Here is a 15,556-nt window from a genome sequence, read left to right on the forward strand (position 1 = left end):
TGCTGATCAGCTCTGGACACCTCGTATCATACCAAGGGGGCTTTTTTTATTCAATCCTCATTTTGCTTTATTACAGGAATGCTTTCCTAATGTACAAAAAAGAGCTATGGCACATTTGCGCCATAGCTCTTTTGGATTTATTCTTCTTCCATACCCATCAATTTCTGAATCACGTCGACAACTTCATCGACATAATGATTACAGTCTTCCACGGTTGGAGCCTCTACCATTACACGTACTAAAGGCTCTGTTCCTGATGGTCGTACTAGTACACGGCCTTGACCATTCATTTCTGCTTCTACCTTGTCGATGGCATCCAGCACTGTTTGATTGGTCATTACTTCATTTTTCTTCACAACTTTAACGTTCTTCAAAACTTGTGGGAATTTCTCCATTTCACTAGCAAGTTCTGATAACGTCTTACCTGTTTCGCGCATGACATTTACTAGCTGAAGTGCTGATAACATGCCGTCACCAGTAGTATTATAATCTAAGAAAATAATATGGCCAGATTGCTCACCGCCCAGATTGTAACCGCCTTTGCGCATCTCTTCCATTACATAACGGTCACCAACTGCCGTCTTATCGCTTTTCATTTCATTCGCTTCTAACGCCTTGTAGAAACCAATATTACTCATTACGGTAGACACGACAGTAGAATGACGAAGCATCCCTTTTTGATTGAAAAATTTAGCGATGATAAACATGATCTGGTCACCATCAACAATGTTACCTTTTTCATCAACAGCTATCAGTCTGTCCCCGTCACCATCAAATGCCAACCCAACATCTGCACTTTTATCGACCACTAACGTTTGCAGTTTCTCTGGATGTGTAGAACCTACACCATCATTGATATTTAATCCGTTTGGAGATGATCCAAGCGTTGAAATATCTGCTTCAAGGTCAGCAAAAAGATGTGACGCAAGCCCTGAAGTAGCACCATGGGCACAATCTAATGCGATATGCATGCCATCGAATTCATTATCGATGGTCTCTTTTAAGAATTGAATATACTTTTGTCCGCCTTCTAAATAATCATTTACCTGGCCAACATCTGCACCCACCGGACGCGGAAGATCATCTTCTTCCATATCTAATAATGCTTCGATTTCCAGCTCTTGTTCATCTGATAATTTAAAACCGTCAGAGCCAAAGAATTTAATACCGTTATCTTCGACGGGATTATGAGAAGCGGAAATCATGACACCAGCTTGTGCGTTCATAACTTTAGCTAAATAGGCAACGCCTGGAGTAGAAATTATGCCTAAACGCATTACTTCCGCTCCCATGGAAAGCAATCCTGCTGCTAATGCTCCTTCTAGCATATGGCCAGAAATTCTCGTATCACGACCGATTAATACTTTCGGTTTGTCGGATTCCTTTGTTAACACATATCCACCGTATCGCCCTAACTTAAAAGCTAGCTCTGGTGTTAAACCCTTATTTGCGATACCACGGACCCCATCCGTTCCAAAATATTTTCCCATTTTTACAATCTCTCCTTTTACGATTCAAATCGATATACTATCGCTTTATGTACTATTCTGCTTCTTCGATGTTTATAGTAGCCTGTTCAAATTGTAATTCAAATTGCACTGATTCTGGTACATCGTCCGGTGTCACCAACTCAATCGGCACTTCATGCTCACCCGAACCTAAACCTCCAACCTCTATAAGCAATTGAAGATCTTCTGGATTGATTTGCTCTAAGTCGGATGGATAGCCTCTCATAGTAATGTTCATTGCATTTGTATCCGGCTCAACAAAAGAAACAGTTTGTCCTGATTCTTCACTTTCTAACTGAATCGCGACGTCATTCACGTCTTGTTCTTCTATTTTTTCTATACTAACATTGACATTGACTGTCTCGCTCGCTGCTTTTCTTACTTCCGAAGGGAGAGCGAGTTCCACTTCGATACTGCCACTTTCTGTTATCTTACTAAGGTCAATTGGTTTCGTCTTAATTTCTTCTAACCCTTCCAAATAGCTTTCTGCTGCAAAAATTTGTACCTGTTTATTTTCCAGCTCTGTTTGTTCTAATTTGATGCCATCTGGCAGCTCATTTTCCGTTTCTAAGGTAATTGGAACACTCTTACTTGGATTGTTCATCTCAACCTCAACATCAACAGTCGGTGGGTCAATTTTTACATTTAATTGATTGCCTTGATTATCATATACCTTTACAGGGACATTATCAATGGTTTGTGACTCATTAAAGCCTTCTACATCTACAAACGCCTTCACAATCGCGATCTTATCAATAATACTTTTAGAGCTTGTTACTAACACTTTGCCAGGATCTGTCGTAATATTTGCCACTTCATATCCTGCTTCTACTTTATCCCGATTTACCGCATCCATGGTGACATTGAATTCTTTGCTTGCTCGTTCTTCAATCGTAACTTCCACTTCCTGCGGTTCAATGTACACATTTAAACGATCCTGAATTCCTGAGTATTCAAGCTCTACTTGATGAGTGCCTGGCTCCAATCCTTCTAAATCGACATAGACATCAAAATTTCGTTGAAGTACCGTAGATGTAACAAGACTTACTGAGCCTGACAAAGAAACTTTCACGGTTTCAGGCACTCCGCTTACGACATATTTCTCCTGATCAATCTGTGTTTGTACAGGGACATCTTCCATCGTTTGTGTATCATTGGTTGTATCTCCAAAAGGTAATTCAAATCCATCGTCATTATCATACACATTCTGGTCAAAAGCAACAACAACAAAAAGCAAGACGGAAAGTACTAAGGCCACTACTCTTATAACCCAGGGCTTTTCCAACCAACTATTCATTTTTTTTACCCCTCCAATTCCATGCCTTCGTCGTTGACGTCTTAAATTTAGTTACCAATTCATTTTCTAGTAGCTCTGACAGCTTCTCCGCCGTAATGTTCCGATGTAACTCTCCGTTTTTCGTACAGGAAATACTACCTGTCTCCTCCGAAACAATAATGGTTACAGCATCGGTTACTTCACTAATTCCTAGTGCTGCCCGGTGCCTCGTTCCTAATTCTTTTGAAATAAAAGGACTTTCAGACAAAGGCAAATAACAGGCAGCTGCCACAATTCTATCTCGATTAATGATTACTGCACCATCATGCAGTGGTGTATTTGGAATAAAAATGTTGGTTAACATTTGATTCGTTAAATGGCCGTTAATCGGAATACCTGTTGATACATAATCACCCATAGCCGTTTCTCTTTCTATTGTAATTAACGCACCAATTCGACGTTTTCCCATATACTTGCAAGATTCGACTATTGCCTCAATCGAGTGATTTAACTCCTCTTCCTCCGAAGTGGTGTTACGAGAGAAGAAACTTCCTCGACCGAGTTGCTCTAACGCTCTTCTCAGCTCCGGCTGGAATAAAATTATAATTCCAAGAGGCCCCCACATAATGACCTGCCAGATGATGATCCTCACTGTAGTAAGATCAAGCAGCACACTGGCTAAATAAAGCCCGATCACAACAAAAATACCCTTGAGTAATTGGATGGCCTTTGTACCGCGAATCAGCATTAATAATTTATATAAAACATACCAAACAATGGAAATATCTAAAATAACTTTAACTATATCTAATAAATTCCAGTCACCATTAAACATGCAAACACAACCTCATGTCCATTTAATCCTCTTCCTATCTGATATTGTAATTATTTTATATTATAGCATATATTGCATATTATCTTGAAATATATACACAATCATTCTATATGCCAAGTTTAACATAAACATGTTAGAAAAACTTGGCATAAACCAAACAGATTTCTTATTTTCCCAATATTAAATTAGATCACTTAGTTTACACGTGTTGTATTGACATTTTTTAAATGCTTTGCAAAGCCCTGGAAATAGGATCCGCTGCCTCAGCCTCCTTAGAAAGCAAGGGTGCCCGTTAGAACGGGGAATGCACAAAAAAACAGTGATACTATTTAAACAAGTATCACTGCCTTCTGTTTTAATCAAAGCTAAAAACACTTTGGAATAAACCTTTCAGCTTATACCACATCCAGCCAAATAGTTGATCTATTTCCTTTATTTCTCCTGTTACTTTACCTGCAGATGCAGACAAATTGTCTCCATTAATGATCGTGACGTCGCCCTGGACCTCACCCTCTATTTTAATATTGCCATTTTTGATTTCCAAATCTTCTTCAATAACTACATCTTCCGGTACAATAACCGTATCGTTCTCCACTAACAGGTTTTGTCCTTTTGGATAGCTTAATTGGTGGTCCTGTCCCCATGCGGAAACCATACCACTCATCATAAAAACGAAGAAAATGGCAGCGGCTGTAAACATTGGATGAATTTTCATCCAACGCTTTACTGACATTCTTTTCTTCTCTTTTGGCAATTGATCCATCACATTTTTCGAAAAATCTTCAGATGGTTTTAATTCTATATTAGCTGTGACTAATGCAACAGTCCTTTTTAATTCTTGAAAATGATGCTGACATGCTTCACATGACTTTAAATGAGCACGTAATTGTTGCTCTTCACTCTCTGCGATATCACCATCTAAATACTGATGCATTAATTCCACAATTTCTTTATTACATTTCATTTCACTCACACCCCTTAAACATGACGAAGCCTTTTTCTAAGAGCTTCTCTTCCTCTGTGGATTCTCGTCTTGACTGTTCCCACTGGTATTTCCAAAATCTCACTAATTTCTTTAAGAGACAGCTCATCAATAAAACGTAAAGCAATAATACTCCGGTATTTAGCAGGGAGTTGCATGATTTCATTTTGAATATAACTCTGCATCTCCAGACTTTCCACTTCTTGATCTGGCAATGCTTCTTCTGCTGGCAATTGCGCATACATATTCAATCCGTCCGTACCTTTAATCTCTGCATCCAGGTAAAAATCCGGCTTCTTCTTTCGAATTCGGTCAATCGTTAGATTAGTCGCAATCCGGTAAAGCCATGTGGAGAATTTACGATTTTCGTCATAGGACTGAATATTCAAGTATGCACGAATAAATGCTTCTTGTGCGATATCTTCTGCTTCGTGTTTATTCCCAATCATCCGGAAACAAATAGCATATACTTTATTCTGGTAAAAGGCTACAATGTCCTCAAAGGCAGATTGGTCACCCTTTTTTACTAATTTTATATTTTGCTTTATTTTTTCCTCAATCATTTATATACCTCCGCTACATTTGCGGTTATTATAATTACGTATTCTTTGTATCATTGGTTTCAATAATTTCGATTTTTCTCAAAAAATTCACATACTAAATGGCAGAGAAGGTGGTATGTCATCTGCGCCAAATATATTATACCAAGAATATGTATATTTTTGTTTATATAATACTAATTTTGTATGAAATATGTAATTTATTTAAAAAGAAGCGGATTAGAGCTTTGTTACATGTAGTTGAGGAATAGCAATAAGTCGGCAATATAATAAATGAAGTTGCATTGGTTTTTGAAGCTTTTGAAATAGGTGGTCGACATAAAAACTGAACTATCATTCGAATCTAAATAAAACATTCGAAGTAGCTCAGCTTTTATCTTTCAATAGAAAATTATAAATCTTATTTTTTATTGCGTGCTGTTTTACGCGAAGAGACTATGTCACATCGGAACAGCAAATTGATTGTTCGTCTTAGTCGGTTGGGCCGGTTTTACATGGCTCGGAATACCTGAAATATACTGTTTTCTACCGGCATTTTCTACAAATTCTTGTTTGGCCTTAGCCAGCAATTCCTCATCATTCAACAGATCAAACACGGTAAGTGCCATCGTTTTGGCTGCAAGATGCATTCCTTTAAATCCGATGGAAGATCCAAATGCAGCTGTCGCTTGCCATGAATGAACCTGAACACCGACAGGCGCACATGTTGTCATGACCTGACCGACAGGAGTGATCCAACTTACATCGCCAACATCTGTTGATCCTCCCATCGTCTTAGCATGCATACTTTTTAAATTCGCGTATCCAGTTGGCAGCATTTCTGAAAAAGCATCTCCAAACATTGACTTAGACATTTCTACAATCTTAGGATCTACTGTTTCTACCAATTCACGTGCAAACTGCTGCTCATCTGACGTAAATACTAATTCTTCTATTGACGACATGTTATCAAACATTGCATCATTTAATACTTCATTCGGTAACGTTTCATAAGCATATGCTTCAATCTCTGATTCGACAGTTGTTTCTGTCATTAAGGAAGCACCTTCTGCTATTTTTTTCACTCTTTCCAGCATATCCGCGACTTGTTCTTTCGTGGCAGCTCTCAGGTAATACCAGACACTTGCTTCATCTGGAACGACATTTGGCGCTAATCCACCATTAGTAATAACATAATGGATTCTGCTTCCATCCAACACATGCTCTCTTAAATAATTAGCACCAACGTTCATCAGCTCCACCGCATCCAGAGCACTTCTTCCCGCATGTGGGGCACCCGCTGCATGTGCAGTAATCCCTTTAAAGTGAAATTTAATCGATACCATCGATTGTGTACTGACACTCATTGTCATATTGGAAGCACCAGGGTGCCATGAAAAAGCACAATCTAAGTCATCAAAAACACCATCTCTTGCCATGAATGTTTTCCCTGACAACACTTCTTCTGCAGGGCAGCCGTAATACCTGATTGTCCCATTTAATCCTTCTGATTCCATCACATTTTTCAACGCAATCACCGCTTCTACACCGGCAGTCCCTAGTAAATTATGACCACAGCCATGACCAGGTCCACCTCGTTCCACTTCATCATGTGTTGTACTAACAGTTTGAGATAATCCAGGTAACGCGTCAAACTCTCCCAAAATACCTATGATAGGCTTACCTGCACCGTATTCCGCTACAAAAGCAGTAGCAGCATCGCCGACTGATTTCTGAATCGTAAAGCCCTCTTCAGCTAAGACAGAGCTTTGTAATTCTGAAGCAAACACCTCTTCATAGGCAATTTGCGGATGATCCCAAATATCCTTTGCCATATCAGTAAACCTAGACTGATTTTTTTCTAGCCAATTCATAATTGTTTTTTTACTCATTATACCCACTCCTTAGTGATTTGTTTTAGCTTTTTTCATTTTTTCCATATTAATACATATGGTAATGGTTAACGGAATTGCTAAAAATGCCTTCAAGAGATACGTAATCGGAGCAATGTTAACTATTAACCCGACAATAACCGCAACTACTGCATAACTCGGTTTTTTTAAAGCAAATTGGGCAAATATCCCCCCAAAAATAGCTGGCACAATATAGGCAAATACACTTTCTACCGACTCAGGCAGTATCGAAACGATAACAGATCCACCTAACACAGTAGGGATCAGAATCGCTATGTTAACTAATGATGCTGCTGCGATACCAAGAGTCGCTGCTACTTCTCCTTTTTTCGTTCCTGGCTCCGCGTTTACTGCGTTTTGAGCTGCTGCGGAGGAAGGTAAGCACATATTGGAAATATTACCAGTCAGAAAACTAATGTATGTTCCAGAAATACCTAACGCCGGATAATACGTAATCGGTTCAAATACCCACGCAAACCCAACTAATGCAATATAGGCAGAACAACCAGCAATGACTGTACTCCAACCGGGATGATAACCAAGCCCAAAGGAAAGATATAATGGTAGTCCAACAGATAGTAAGATAGCTGACCAAATCGTTAATCGACCCCAAAAGTGAGATTTACCATGAAATTGGTCCATTGTAAGGTCAGATGGTGAGGCAGCTTCGAGTTCCAGACTGTGCTGTTTAACGGTTTCCTGATTGATTTCCATTGTTTTTCAGCTCCTTTTTTTATATAAGAAAGTAACAAACACTTAGAGAAACAATAATAGAAAAACCTAATGACCATTCCTTCAACCAATTTAGTTGTAGCTTATTTGCTAGCAATGACAGGATTACCATTGAAACTGCTGATGCAAATACAACGGCTGTATTCGTCATCCCTTTTATCATTTCTCCACCGACAAAATAACCAAAAGCTCCAAGCATTGCTGCACTTGAGAAAATAATCATCGTACCTGGATTTTTCACCTTCATAGCAACTTTCTTATGAACCTTACCAAAGGACTTGGTAAATAACGCAGTGACAAGCAGCCATCCCATACCACCAAGACATAATGCCCAGGCAACAGTAGTGAAAGCCATTTCTGAGAATTCACTGGATCCAAGCTCTACCCCAAAAGACTGGGCAGCTATACTTGCTCCCATTGATTCCATCGGAGCAGATCCAATAATACCAATTCTCATGAGCGTAAGCGGGGAACCAAGAATGGATATTAAGGATACGACGACTATCATTATCCCTAATGATGGGCCCAGAGCAGTAATCGCTCCTGTTTTCAGTGCACTTTTAGCTTCTGTTAATGTCATTTCAGCACTGGAAGCCGTTCTCATAGCAATTCTGATAAAAATGATACCTTGGAAAATAACCACACCTGCAATAGCTAATGCAAACAACCAAACCCCAATATCATTTAAGACTTCCATAGCTTTCACTCCTCTATTTTTTAATAGACTTATCTGATCTATAGTTAAAACTTACTCTTGAAGCTCTTTACGAAATATCGAAACACAGGATTACATACGAACAACGCAGTGCTTGTCAATGTGGTGAAAATGGGATATGAGCTGGATCATAACAGAATGTTTTAGAGGACAAGATAGTTATTGGGTTAAAATGTTAGACAATTTGTAAATTACATCGCTTTGTTATGGTGAAGTATAGTGAATGCTAGAAGAATAATTCTATACTTCTGTCAGAAAAAGTATCACACTATTTTATTTTCCAGCTTAGAATTTAACTGTATTAAGACTGCTGCGACAGAGATGAAGTAATATTGCTTTAAAAAGTCATCATTTTAAAAGTATGTCATAAAATATAACAACAGTACTGACTCCAATGGATACATCACCTATTATTAAAGTCAAATTTAAATATTTTACGGATGATCATTATGGGAGAGCGCATTTAATTGCCGCCGAAGGAGCAAGTTCATAAAAAACCTTATGAATTAATCTCTCAGGTAAAAGAACCATAATAGGACGAAGCTCTGGAGAGTGCGTTTAACGCCACCAAAGGGGAAGCTTCCATGTAATATGGAACCAAACTCTCAGGTAAACGGACAGAGAAGGGTTAACAGTCTAACGACTGCCCTTCTCTGTTTTTTGCGTTCAAATGGAATGGTTCTATTATCACTGATTTAGAAAGGAGGTAATCTAAATGGAATTTAACAGTTGCTTCGATATTATTGGCCCCATAATGGTAGGTCCATCAAGCTCGCATACTGCAGGTGTAGTATCAATTGGGAAATTTATTTATGACCTTTTTGAAGAGCACCCGGACGAAGCTCATATATTATTTTGTGATTCATTTGCTGAAACCTATCAAGGACATGGAACAGACAAAGCAGTAATTGGTGGATTGATGGGGATGGGAACAGACGATTCCAGAATAAAAAACGCCTTCGAGAATGCCTATAAAGCTGGAATGAAAGTCATCATTAATGTGACGAAGAAATGTGACTATTATGATCACCCTAACACCGTTATCATCTCAGCCAAGTATAATTATCAATTCGTGAAAGTTGGAGGTGTTTCCTTAGGAGGAGGCGTTTCGAAAATTTTTATGATCAATGAGAAGATGGTTGATATTCCAGTTAGTGGTGACAACAATCCTTTAAAGAGAAAGGACCTAATCATGTATGATCGAAATTAATTCCATGCACGAGCTGCTACAAGCTTGCCGTAGAGAAAAATCAACGATTGGAGAAATTATGCTCCAGATGGAAGGAAATAAGTCTGGAAAAGAAACAAGTACCATCTTTGACATGATGAAAGAAAGATTATGGACGATGAAACAGTCCGTTGAGAAAGGAACGAAGGATGATTCCATTGCACCTAGCGGAATATCTGGTGGAGACTCAGTTAAAATGGTGGATTATATTAACCGTGGCGAAGCTCTTTCGGGTCATTTGATTGGTGATGCGATGAGTTATTCACTAGCAGTTTCTGAAAGCAATGCAAGAATGGATGTCATCGTCGCTACTCCTACAGCAGGCGCTGCAGGTATTCTGCCAGGCATTTTGTTTTCTATCCATAAAAATAACAATATTCCACTTAACAATTTAGTAATGGGGTTATTTACAGCAAGTATGCTCGGGTATGTAATTGCCAATCGCTCCTTTATTTCTGGTGCTGCTGGCGGTTGCCAAGCAGAAGTTGGATCTGCTACAGCTATGGCAGCTGGTACAATTGTTGAACTAAATGGCGGAACTCCAGAACAAGCCGTTCATGCAACTGCCATTGCGATGAAGTCATTGCTTGGATTAGTTTGTGACCCAGTAGCGGGACTTGTAGAAGTTCCTTGTATTAAACGAAACGTGATTGGAACATCCATCGCCTTTTCGGCTGCCGACATAGCATTAGCTGGGATTGAAAGTCGTATCCCTTGTGATGAAGTGATTGAAACAATGTATAATATTGGCAAAGAAATGCCAGGAAACCTAAAAGAAACTGCTTTAGGTGGATTAGCGATGACCAAGACCGGGCAAGAAGTAAAACAAAAATTATTTCGGAGGTGGTGTCATAATGAGTAAGGTTACTGCATTAAAGCAAACGCCGCTCTTTAATTTATATAATAACTACGGTGCAAAAGTAATTGATTTTGGAGGTTGGGCACTTCCAGTACAATTTTCCGGAATTGTAGCAGAGCATGAAACAGTTCGTATGCATGCAGGTCTTTTCGATGTTTCCCATATGGGCGAAATACTTATAGAAGGAAAAGATGCAGAAGATTTCATCAATCATCTTATAACGAATGACATATCAAAGGTAGATATCAACCAAGCGCAATATACAGCAATGTGTTATCCCGATGGTGGCACCGTAGATGATTTAATCGTTTATAAATTAGATCAGCAGAAATTCTTACTAGTTATTAATGCTGCTAATATCGAAAAAGATTTTAATTGGATCAAGCTCCATAAGAAAGGCTATTTATCTATTAAAAATATTTCGAACGACGTGGCACAGCTTGCTATCCAAGGGCCAAAAGCAGTAACTATTTTGCAAAAGTTAACAGATATACGTGTATCCGACATTGAGAGATTTCATTTCATCCAAAATGTCAATCTAGATGGGATCACCGATGTGCTGGTATCACGAACAGGCTATACCGGTGAGGATGGATTTGAGTTGTATTTAGGTGTTAATCAAGCAATGGCGTTATGGGAGAAGCTTTTAAAAATCGGCAAAAAGGAAGGATTACAACCATGTGGACTGGGAGCGCGTGACACATTGCGCTTAGAAGCATGTCTTGCATTATATGGTCAAGATTTAGCAGCATCAATAACCCCATTAGAAGCAGGAATTGGCTTTACAGTAAAAACGAAAAAAAGTAGTCCTTTCATCGGAGAAAAATTACTTCTAAAACAAAGAGAAGAGGGACCCGAGAAAAAACTAGTCGGATTAGAAATGTTGGATAAAGGTGTACCACGACATGACTATCCTGTATTTAATACTACGGAAGAAGTAATTGGCTACATCACTTCGGGTACGTATTCTCCATCATTAAAGAAAAGTATTGGGCTGGCACTGGTAACCACCAAATATGCCGAAACAGGAACAAAACTAAAAGTGAAAATTCGCAACAAGCTGGTTGACGCGGTTACCGTTAAGAAACCCTTCTATAAAAAATGATTTTTAAATGATGAAGTATTCACATAGAAAGGAAGATAGACATGGCCAATAATAATGAAAAACGTTACACAACGGAACATGAATGGGTATTACAATTAGATGGAAATACGGCTCGCATTGGGATTACTGATTTTGCACAGGAGCAGCTCGGCGATATCGTATATATAGAGAGTCCTGAAATAGATAGTCAAGTAGCAGCAGGGGAAACGATGGGAACCATTGAATCAGTAAAAGCAGCATCTGATATATACTCTCCCTTAACTGGAAAAGTCATTCGCATTAATGAACAATTAGAGGCCGAACCAGAGGTGATCAATGCAGATCCTTATGAAGCTGGATGGTTAATTGAAATAGAATTATCCAAACCAGATGAGCTTACAAAATTATTAAATGAAGATGAATATTTTCAATTTATTAAAGAAGGAGCGTAATAGAATGACTTCAACCTATCGCTATATCCCTGACACAGATCAAGACAAAAAAGAAATGCTTCAATTCTTAAATATTCATTCTATTAATGAATTATTTTCTGATCTGCCATCTACTATTATGCTTGATAACGATTTGAATATTCCTGAAGCAATCCCTGAACCTCTCCTAATGAAACAAATGCAACAACTAGCTGCACAGAACATTCATGCAAATCAATACTCATCTTTTCTCGGAGCAGGTACTTATGATCATTACATTCCAATTGTTGTTAATCACGTTATCTCAAGATCGGAATTCTATACCGCGTATACACCATACCAGCCGGAAATTAGTCAAGGTGAATTACAAGCTATTTTTGAATTTCAAACAATGGTTTGTGAATTGACAGGGATGGATGTAGCCAATTCATCTATGTATGACGGCTTTACAGCTGTGGCAGAAGCAGCATCACTTGCCGTTGCTTCAACTAAACGTTCTAACGTACTAATATCCAAATCGGTACATCCAGAATCTCGTGCCATTCTCAACACCGTATCATCAGGGCCTGAATTCACCGTAGAAGAAATCGATTTACTGACAGATGTAACTGATTTAGAGCACTTAAGTGAACAAACCAATCAGCAGACAGCTGCCATTATAGTCCAATATCCTAACTTCTTTGGCTCGATTGAGGATTTAAGAGAAATAAAAAAAATAGCAAATGAACATGGAGTACTTCTTATTGTAAGTGCAAATCCACTGGCATTAGCATTACTGCAAGCACCTGGCAAGCTTGGAGCTGATATTGTCATTGGAGATATGCAGCCATTCGGAATACCAATGTCTTATGGAGGTCCCCATTGTGGATATTTTGCCGCAAAGAAAAAATGGATGCGGAAAATACCAGGTCGAATTGTTGGTCAAACTACAGATGATAAAGGAAACCGTGGTTTCACATTAACATTGCAAGCAAGAGAACAGCATATTCGTCGTGATAAAGCTGCATCCAACATTTGTTCCAATCAAGCATTAAATGCACTTGCTTCCTCCGTCTGTTTGGCAGCACTTGGTAAACAAGGCATTCAACAAATGGCCCATTTGAATGTGGAAAAAGCGGATTATATGGCGAAACGTTTAGCAGACCAAGGCTTTATCATCAAAAATAATGCTCCTTTCTTTAATGAATTTATCGTTGAATTACCGCAAGCCACCTGCCAAGTGACGGATAAACTTCTACAAGCTGGAATCATTGGCGGGTATGATGTGAGCAAGTATTATGGTACAGACAATCTTTTGCTGATTGCGGTAACCGAACAGCGCTCAAAAGAAGAAATTGATCAATTTGTAAATGTATTGGGGGAATTATAGATGACAGCATACAATGATTTAATCTTTGAAATTAGTAAGCCTGGACGCATCGGTGTCAACCTTCCTGATAGTGACGTGAAAGAGGTATTGCTAACCGATAAATTTCCAGAACATTTACTACGCGACACACCGGCAGATTTACCAGAAGTATCAGAGTTACAGCTAATGCGGCACTATACAGCGCTGTCTAACAAAAATCATGGCATTGACAATGGATTTTATCCACTTGGTTCTTGTACAATGAAATATAATCCTAAGATTAATGAAGACGTAGCTCGTCTCGCCGGTTTCAGTCACATTCATCCATATCAGCCAGAAAAAACCGTGCAAGGAGCACTTCAATTATTATACGACCTCCAGTGTGACCTAGCTGAAATATCTGGAATGGATGCTGTCACTTTACAGCCTTCTGCTGGTGCTCAAGGTGAATGGACCGGCTTAATGATAGCCAAAGCTTTTCATCAACAAAAAGGCGAAACTAGAACAAAAGTACTTGTTCCTGACTCCGCTCATGGAACAAACCCTGCTAGCGCTTCTGTTGCAGGATTTACAACAGTAACGATACCATCCAATCAAAATGGACTAGTTGATATAGTTGAACTAAAGAAGCATGTTGATAGTGATACTGCAGCATTAATGCTTACCAATCCTAATACACTGGGACTCTTTGAAAATGAAATAGTAGAAATCGCTGAGGTAGTTCATGATATTGGTGGATTACTATATTATGACGGTGCAAATGCTAATGCAATTCTAGGAAAAACAACCCCAGGCAAGATGGGGTTTGACATTGTACACTTCAATCTTCACAAAACCTTTACAACTCCACATGGCGGTGGAGGTCCGGGTGCAGGGCCTGTCGGTGTAAAAAAAGAGCTTATCCCTTATTTACCTGTACCTCTTATTGAGAAAAATGAAGACCAATACACATTAAATTACGATCATCCATTGTCCATCGGTCAAGTGAAAGGTTATTATGGAAACTTTGGAATTCTTGTCCGTGCGTTCACATACATTCGCACTATGGGACCTGAAGGACTGCGTCAAGTATCAGAATCAGCTGTATTACATGCGAACTATCTTCAAAAGAAATTGGAGCCTTATTTTGATTCACCTTATCCTCAATTTTGCAAACATGAATTTGTATTATCAGGATCTAAACAGAAAAAGCTGGGGGTTCGAACGATCGATATGGCAAAACGATTATTGGATTTCGGTTATCATCCACCAACCATCTACTTTCCTTTAAACGTTGAAGAATGTTTAATGATAGAGCCAACAGAAACAGAAACGAAAGAAACATTAGATGCGTTTGCAGAAGCAATGACTAATATTGCAACGGAGGTAGAGGAAAATCCAATGAGGGTATTAGAAGCTCCTCATACTACTGTCATCGGAAGAATTAATGAAACAAAGGCTGCTCGAAAGCCGGTATTACGATATATAAGACCAAAAGAAGTAGTGTATGTGAATGAGACGACCGAGGTATAAAAGATTTTGTTTCACTTCAAAAGGGAGTGGAGATATGATTATTACAATTAGCAAGAAGGCACAGAAACAATTAAGAATGTTGAAAATCCCAGACGGACAATTGCCGAGAATAGATGCTACTTTAACTGGCGGCTGTGGGTTATCTGTTATTTTCTCACTTTTTTGTGATGATCAAAGAAAGACTGATACTGTATTAAAAGTTAATGACATATCATTTCGAATCGATTATGCTACTAAGCGCTATCTTGAGGAAGATATTGTTTATATCGATTACTACGATCAATGCGGTTTTATCGTTGGTAATGATTATGTAACTAATACATGTTCATTACAACAAATATATGAAAAGAATGAGGGCTAGAGGTCAAACAAATGTGAAAGTTAAAATATTCATATTCGCGAAATTTACTGTAGAACGAGACAAATCCTCATCATATTAGCAGGATTCCTTTACCTTAAAAAAGAAAAGTCGAATTTACATCGTATATTTTATAATAAGAAAATACGATGTAGATTCGGCTGTTATCGTGACTAATATTAGTTGTATTTCAAACTCATTTATTATGTAGTTTCCTTCTAATTCTAATCTTGATT

At 38.6% G+C, this 15,556-nt stretch carries 15 protein-coding genes and 2 riboswitches; of the genes, 7 read left to right on the forward strand and 8 right to left on the reverse strand.

From position 1 onward, the window contains the following. Positions 1-137: 137 nt before the first annotated feature. The 8 genes from glmM to MUN88_RS04420 form a co-directional block, all read right to left on the reverse strand. Entirely contained in the window at positions 138-1,490 is a 1,353-nt protein-coding gene (glmM, locus tag MUN88_RS04385; protein ID WP_244721320.1) for a phosphoglucosamine mutase, read from the reverse strand. A gap of 52 nt (positions 1,491-1,542) precedes the next feature. Next, the gene (locus tag MUN88_RS04390; protein ID WP_244721322.1) at positions 1,543-2,805 is read right to left on the reverse strand and encodes a CdaR family protein; all 1,263 of its coding nucleotides are present in this window, start codon (positions 2,803-2,805) and stop codon (positions 1,543-1,545) included. Next, on the reverse strand, positions 2,798-3,619 hold the full coding sequence (gene cdaA / locus MUN88_RS04395) for a diadenylate cyclase CdaA (RefSeq protein WP_244721325.1): 822 nt from the start codon (positions 3,617-3,619) through the stop codon (positions 2,798-2,800). The genes MUN88_RS04390 and cdaA overlap by 8 nt, the downstream gene beginning before the upstream one ends. A 355-nt stretch (positions 3,620-3,974) precedes the next feature. Continuing rightward, positions 3,975-4,583 (reverse strand): anti-sigma factor family protein, encoded by a 609-nt coding sequence (locus tag MUN88_RS04400; protein WP_244721328.1) that lies wholly within the window; start codon positions 4,581-4,583, stop codon positions 3,975-3,977. Between the two features lie 14 nt (positions 4,584-4,597). Then, positions 4,598-5,164 carry an RNA polymerase sigma factor SigW gene (gene sigW / locus MUN88_RS04405; protein WP_369809941.1) on the reverse strand — a complete coding sequence of 189 codons (567 nt, stop codon included), beginning with the start codon at positions 5,162-5,164 and terminating at the stop codon, positions 4,598-4,600. A 437-nt stretch (positions 5,165-5,601) separates the two neighbouring features. Then, on the reverse strand, positions 5,602-7,032 hold the full coding sequence (locus MUN88_RS04410; RefSeq protein ID WP_244721330.1) for an amidohydrolase: 1,431 nt from the start codon (positions 7,030-7,032) through the stop codon (positions 5,602-5,604). 12 nt (positions 7,033-7,044) lie between these two features. Further along, positions 7,045-7,767, reverse strand: a complete 723-nt coding sequence (locus tag MUN88_RS04415) for a small-conductance mechanosensitive channel (RefSeq protein WP_244721333.1) — start codon at positions 7,765-7,767, stop codon at positions 7,045-7,047. A gap of 19 nt (positions 7,768-7,786) precedes the next feature. Beyond that, positions 7,787-8,482 (reverse strand): DUF5058 family protein, encoded by a 696-nt coding sequence (locus MUN88_RS04420; protein ID WP_244721336.1) that lies wholly within the window; start codon positions 8,480-8,482, stop codon positions 7,787-7,789. Between the two features lie 458 nt (positions 8,483-8,940). Beyond that, positions 8,941-9,040, forward strand: a riboswitch (glycine riboswitch). 3 nt (positions 9,041-9,043) lie between these two features. Beyond that, a riboswitch (glycine riboswitch) is annotated at positions 9,044-9,123 on the forward strand. Between the two features lie 92 nt (positions 9,124-9,215). Between MUN88_RS04420 and MUN88_RS04425 the strand changes: the two genes are divergently transcribed. Genes MUN88_RS04425 through MUN88_RS04455 form a run of 7 tightly spaced genes read left to right on the forward strand, consistent with a single transcriptional unit; the run spans position 9,216 to position 15,323 of the window. Then, on the forward strand, positions 9,216-9,710 hold the full coding sequence (locus tag MUN88_RS04425; protein ID WP_244721339.1) for a serine dehydratase beta chain: 495 nt from the start codon (positions 9,216-9,218) through the stop codon (positions 9,708-9,710). After that, positions 9,697-10,590, forward strand: coding sequence for an L-serine ammonia-lyase, iron-sulfur-dependent, subunit alpha (gene sdaAA, locus MUN88_RS04430; RefSeq protein ID WP_244721342.1), 894 nt, complete (start codon positions 9,697-9,699; stop codon positions 10,588-10,590). The genes MUN88_RS04425 and sdaAA overlap by 14 nt, the downstream gene beginning before the upstream one ends. Beyond that, positions 10,583-11,692, forward strand: coding sequence for a glycine cleavage system aminomethyltransferase GcvT (gene gcvT / locus MUN88_RS04435; RefSeq protein WP_244721344.1), 1,110 nt, complete (start codon positions 10,583-10,585; stop codon positions 11,690-11,692). The genes sdaAA and gcvT overlap by 8 nt, the downstream gene beginning before the upstream one ends. Positions 11,693-11,733: 41 nt before the next feature. Next, positions 11,734-12,123 carry a glycine cleavage system protein GcvH gene (gene gcvH, locus MUN88_RS04440; RefSeq protein ID WP_244721347.1) on the forward strand — a complete coding sequence of 130 codons (390 nt, stop codon included), beginning with the start codon at positions 11,734-11,736 and terminating at the stop codon, positions 12,121-12,123. A 4-nt stretch (positions 12,124-12,127) separates the two neighbouring features. Further along, positions 12,128-13,471 (forward strand): aminomethyl-transferring glycine dehydrogenase subunit GcvPA, encoded by a 1,344-nt coding sequence (gcvPA, locus tag MUN88_RS04445; protein WP_244721353.1) that lies wholly within the window; start codon positions 12,128-12,130, stop codon positions 13,469-13,471. Then, entirely contained in the window at positions 13,472-14,962 is a 1,491-nt protein-coding gene (gcvPB, locus tag MUN88_RS04450) for an aminomethyl-transferring glycine dehydrogenase subunit GcvPB (protein ID WP_244721355.1), read from the forward strand. Further along, positions 14,943-15,323, forward strand: a complete 381-nt coding sequence (locus tag MUN88_RS04455) for an iron-sulfur cluster biosynthesis family protein (RefSeq protein ID WP_244721358.1) — start codon at positions 14,943-14,945, stop codon at positions 15,321-15,323. Before gcvPB ends, MUN88_RS04455 begins: the two co-directional genes overlap by 20 nt. Positions 15,324-15,556: the final 233 nt, after the last annotated feature.

The organism is Gracilibacillus caseinilyticus, assembly GCF_022919115.1.
In the GTDB taxonomy this organism is placed as follows: Bacteria; Bacillota; Bacilli; order Bacillales; family Amphibacillaceae; genus Gracilibacillus; species Gracilibacillus caseinilyticus.

What these genes read in the sequence shown, in the direction of transcription:
- gcvH (WP_244721347.1), top strand. Translation starts at nt 11,734, where the DNA reads ATGGCCAATAATAATGAAAAACGTTACACAACGGAACATGAATGGGTA.
- glmM (WP_244721320.1), bottom strand. Translation starts at nt 1,490, where the DNA reads ATGGGAAAATATTTTGGAACGGATGGGGTCCGTGGTATCGCAAATAAG.
- MUN88_RS04390 (WP_244721322.1), bottom strand. Translation starts at nt 2,805, where the DNA reads ATGAATAGTTGGTTGGAAAAGCCCTGGGTTATAAGAGTAGTGGCCTTA.
- gcvPB (WP_244721355.1), top strand. Translation starts at nt 13,472, where the DNA reads ATGACAGCATACAATGATTTAATCTTTGAAATTAGTAAGCCTGGACGC.
- gcvPA (WP_244721353.1), top strand. Translation starts at nt 12,128, where the DNA reads ATGACTTCAACCTATCGCTATATCCCTGACACAGATCAAGACAAAAAA.
- MUN88_RS04425 (WP_244721339.1), top strand. Translation starts at nt 9,216, where the DNA reads ATGGAATTTAACAGTTGCTTCGATATTATTGGCCCCATAATGGTAGGT.
- sdaAA (WP_244721342.1), top strand. Translation starts at nt 9,697, where the DNA reads ATGATCGAAATTAATTCCATGCACGAGCTGCTACAAGCTTGCCGTAGA.
- MUN88_RS04415 (WP_244721333.1), bottom strand. Translation starts at nt 7,767, where the DNA reads ATGGAAATCAATCAGGAAACCGTTAAACAGCACAGTCTGGAACTCGAA.
- MUN88_RS04420 (WP_244721336.1), bottom strand. Translation starts at nt 8,482, where the DNA reads ATGGAAGTCTTAAATGATATTGGGGTTTGGTTGTTTGCATTAGCTATT.
- MUN88_RS04400 (WP_244721328.1), bottom strand. Translation starts at nt 4,583, where the DNA reads ATGAAATGTAATAAAGAAATTGTGGAATTAATGCATCAGTATTTAGAT.
- cdaA (WP_244721325.1), bottom strand. Translation starts at nt 3,619, where the DNA reads ATGTTTAATGGTGACTGGAATTTATTAGATATAGTTAAAGTTATTTTA.
- MUN88_RS04455 (WP_244721358.1), top strand. Translation starts at nt 14,943, where the DNA reads ATGAGACGACCGAGGTATAAAAGATTTTGTTTCACTTCAAAAGGGAGT.
- MUN88_RS04410 (WP_244721330.1), bottom strand. Translation starts at nt 7,032, where the DNA reads ATGAGTAAAAAAACAATTATGAATTGGCTAGAAAAAAATCAGTCTAGG.
- gcvT (WP_244721344.1), top strand. Translation starts at nt 10,583, where the DNA reads ATGAGTAAGGTTACTGCATTAAAGCAAACGCCGCTCTTTAATTTATAT.
- sigW (WP_369809941.1), bottom strand. Translation starts at nt 5,164, where the DNA reads ATGATTGAGGAAAAAATAAAGCAAAATATAAAATTAGTAAAAAAGGGT.